The sequence below is a fragment of the Zoogloea sp. genome (genome assembly GCF_041911615.1).
Taxonomy (GTDB): domain Bacteria; phylum Pseudomonadota; class Gammaproteobacteria; order Burkholderiales; family Rhodocyclaceae; genus Zoogloea.
In genome coordinates this window covers 1-3,194 of the sequence record NZ_JAYROR010000078.1, presented here as the reverse complement: position 1 = coordinate 3,194, position 3,194 = coordinate 1, and the positions used below count along the sequence as shown (strand labels likewise).

General features: G+C 74.3%; 4 protein-coding genes. All 4 read right to left on the bottom strand.

Translation table 11 applies throughout. The features are described from left to right. Window positions 1–963, bottom strand: a 963-nt coding sequence (locus ACE3P2_RS08890) for an AAA family ATPase (protein WP_374263563.1), incomplete at its 3' end; no start/stop codon positions are given. Beyond that, on the bottom strand, window positions 960–2,072 hold the full coding sequence (locus tag ACE3P2_RS08885; protein WP_374263561.1) for an exonuclease SbcCD subunit D: 1,113 nt from the start codon (window positions 2,070–2,072) through the stop codon (window positions 960–962). The genes ACE3P2_RS08885 and ACE3P2_RS08890, both read right to left, overlap by 4 nt. A 73-nt stretch (window positions 2,073–2,145) precedes the next feature. Continuing rightward, window positions 2,146–2,571 (bottom strand): nuclear transport factor 2 family protein, encoded by a 426-nt coding sequence (locus ACE3P2_RS08880; protein WP_374263559.1) that lies wholly within the window; start codon window positions 2,569–2,571, stop codon window positions 2,146–2,148. 2 nt (window positions 2,572–2,573) lie between these two features. After that, window positions 2,574–3,194: SDR family NAD(P)-dependent oxidoreductase (locus tag ACE3P2_RS08875; protein ID WP_374263557.1), on the bottom strand; the 621-nt coding region annotated here is incomplete at its 5' end.

Sequence of the window (3,194 nt, the reverse complement as noted above, 5' to 3'; positions counted from 1 at the left end):
GGCGTCGTCGCGGCGGGCGGCGGCGGTGGCGGCTTCGGCGTCGCGGCGGCGGGCGTCGTCTTCGTGGCGGGCGAGAGTGTCGAGCTGCTGGCGCAGCAGTCGGGCGCGCTCGTCGAGCTGCTCGGCCTGGCGGCGGGCGTCGGCGAGCTGGCGTTCCACGTCGTCGAGGGCGGCGATGCGGGCGCTGGCGGCGCGGGCCTGCTCGCGCAGGGGCAGCCAGGGCTGGTCCGCGGTGTCCGCGGCGTGGGCGCGGCGCAGCTCGGCGAGGCGATCCACCCGCTGGCGGTAGGTGGCGATGGCGGCGTCGAGTCCGGTCAGGCGGGCCTCGAGCTCGGCCACCCGCTGGAGGGCTTCGGCGTAGCTGCCGGTGGGTTTGCCGGTGGCGGGGGTGAGCAGTTCGTTGCGCGCCGCTTCGACGCGGGCCAGCACGGCGTCGCCGCGGCTGCTGGCGACTTCGCCGAGGGATTCGCCGAGGACGCGGTTGAGGTGGCCGGCGGCGTGTTCGACCGGCTCGGCGACGGCCTGGGCGGTGCCCTGGCTGATCCACAGCAGGCCGGGGATGCCCCAGTGCTCGGCCTTGCTGGCGCCCTTGCTGGCGTGCTGGAAGCCGAGCTGCTCGGCGAGCAGGTCTTCGGCGTCGGCGCCGTCGAGCTGGCGCTCGCCGAGGCGCAGGTCGCAGCGGGCGCGGTGGAGGAAACGCTTGGCGAGGTGGCAGGCGGTGCCGCCGAGGGTGAAGTCGAGTTCGACGCTGGGGGCGGCACTGCTGTCGCCCCAGGGCTGCAGGTGCTCGACTCGCTTCGAGCGGTGGCGCTCGAAGAAGGCGGCGCGGATGGCGGCGACGATGGTGCTCTTGCCGGCCTCGTTGGGGCCGGTGAAGACGTTGAGGCCGGCTTCGAGCCCGTCGATCTCGAGGGGGGCGCGGAACTGGCAGAACTGTTCGAGGCGGATGCGGGTGAGCTTCATCGGGTGGCTCCGCGTTCGTCGCCCAGGAAGCCGGCGAGCAGGGCGAGGGCGTCGCGGGCGGGGCCGTCGGGCTGGCGGTGCAGGGCGTCGCCGAGTTCGGCGATGACTTCGCCGAGGTAGCCGTCGGCGGCGAGGGCGGCGATGTCGGCGTCGGTGGGTTCGAGGCGCAGGGCGTCGAGGTCGGCGTTCAGGCAGCGGGCCTTGCCGCTGGCGCGCACCAGGGCGTCGGCGAGGCGACGGTGCCCGGCGAGGTCGGTCTGGCCGGCGATGGCGAGCTGCACCACGTCGGCCGGGCCGTAGCCGTCGATGTGGGCGAGGGCGGTGGCGAGGTCGGTGGGCACGCGCAGCGCGAGGTGGTCGGCGAGCCAGCGGTAGCGGCCGGTGGCGAGGGGGCTGACCGCGGGCAGGGCGCCGGGGCCGTCGAGGCGCACCAGCAGGGCCTGGCCGGAATCGTTGGCGCGGAAGCGGTCGGTCTCGGGGGTGCCGGCGTACCAGCAGCGGGCGTCCACCTGGCGGGTGCCGTGCCAGTCGCCCAGCGCGAGGTAGTCGAGGCGGGCTTGTTCGGCGCGTCCGGCGGCGATGGGGTTGGACGCGTCGATGCCCTCGGCGAGGATGCCCTGCACGCTGCCGTGGGCGAGCCCGATGCGCGGCAGGTCGGCGGGGGTGTCGGCGCCGGCGAACCATTCGGTGAGGTCGGCGTGGGTGATGCGCTGGGTGAGCGGGGCGGGCAGGATCGCCAGCCCGGCGACGATCAGCGGCCGGGGTTCGAGGCAGACGTGGACGTGGGGGGGGATCGCGTCGAGGCGCTCGGCGCGCTGCCACACCGATTCGGCGAGGCCGGCGTCGTGGTTGCCGGGGATCATCACCCACGGGCCGGCGTAGCCGCTCAGGGCGTGGAACAGGCGGTGCAGGGTGCGGTCGGCGACGCCCTGGGCGTCGAACACGTCGCCGGCGACGAGGACGGCGTCGACCCGGTGTTCGGTGGCGAGGCGGGCGATGCGCTCGACGGCGGCGAAGCGGGCGTCGGCGAGCATCGCCGCGTCGTCGGCGTCGAACTGGCCGAAGAGCTTGCCGATCTGCCAGTCGGCGGTGTGCAGGAAGGTGGTCAAGGCGGGCGGGAAACGGCTGCGGGGAGGGCCGATTGTGACACGTCGGCCATCCGGATTGAATCGCCGCCGGGGCTCAGCGCGGGGCGCCGGGGGCGGCGAGGCGGCGGCGCAGCCAGCGCATCAGGGGCCCCACCAGGGGCAGCCGGGCGTACAGCTCGCCGGCGGCGTCCCAGTAGTCGCGGTGGTAGTTGACCCGCCCGTCGGCGTCGAAGCGCAGGTGGGAGGCGCCGTGGATGCGCCGCGCGGTGCCGCCGGCGATGAAGTGGAAATCCCACACCAGCACCGCGCCGCGGGCGTCGACGATGCGCTCGGTGACGACGAAGCGAGGGGCGTCCACCTGCACGAACATGTGGCGGAAGATGCCTTCGATGGCGGCCGCGCCGCGCACCGCGTTGAACGGGTCCTGGAACCAGGCGTCGGCGGTGTAGAACTCGGACAGGCGGCCGAGGCGGGCTTCGTCGAGGGTTTCGAAGAAGGCGACAAGGGCGTCGAGGGGCATCGTCAGCCTCCGGTCTGCCGGCGCACCAGCGGAAAATACCAGCGGTAGGGCAGGTGGGCGAGGAGCTTCATGACGCGGGTGAAGCGCTTCGGGAAGTGGATCTCGAAGCGCCCGCCGGCAAAGCCGTCGATGATCGCCTCGGCGGCGGCCTCGGGGCTCAGCAGGGCGGGCATCGAGAAGTCGTTGACGGCGGTCAGGCGGGTGGCGACGAAGCCCGGATTGACGAGCCACACGCCGATGCCCCGCGGCGCCAGTTCCAGGTGCAGGCACTCGGCGAAGTGGATCAGGGCGGCCTTGCCGGGGCCGTAGCACAATGCCTTGGGCAGGCCGCGGTAGCCGGCGACGCTGGCCACGAAGGCGATCCCGGCGCCCGGCGCGAGTTGTGGCAGCACGCTGGCGGCGAGGCGCATCGCGCCGTTGAAGTTGATGTTCACCACGCGCTCGGCGGTGGCCAGGTCGAAGTCGGCGGCGCCCATCGGCACGTAGTCGCCGGCCAGGTAGACGATCAGATCGAGTCCGCCCAGGGCAGAGCGGGCCTGGCGGTGCAGCGCGTCGAGGGCGGCGGCGTCGGTGGCGTCGCCGGGCAGGCAGACGGCGCCGGCGAGGCCCAGCGCGGCGAGGGC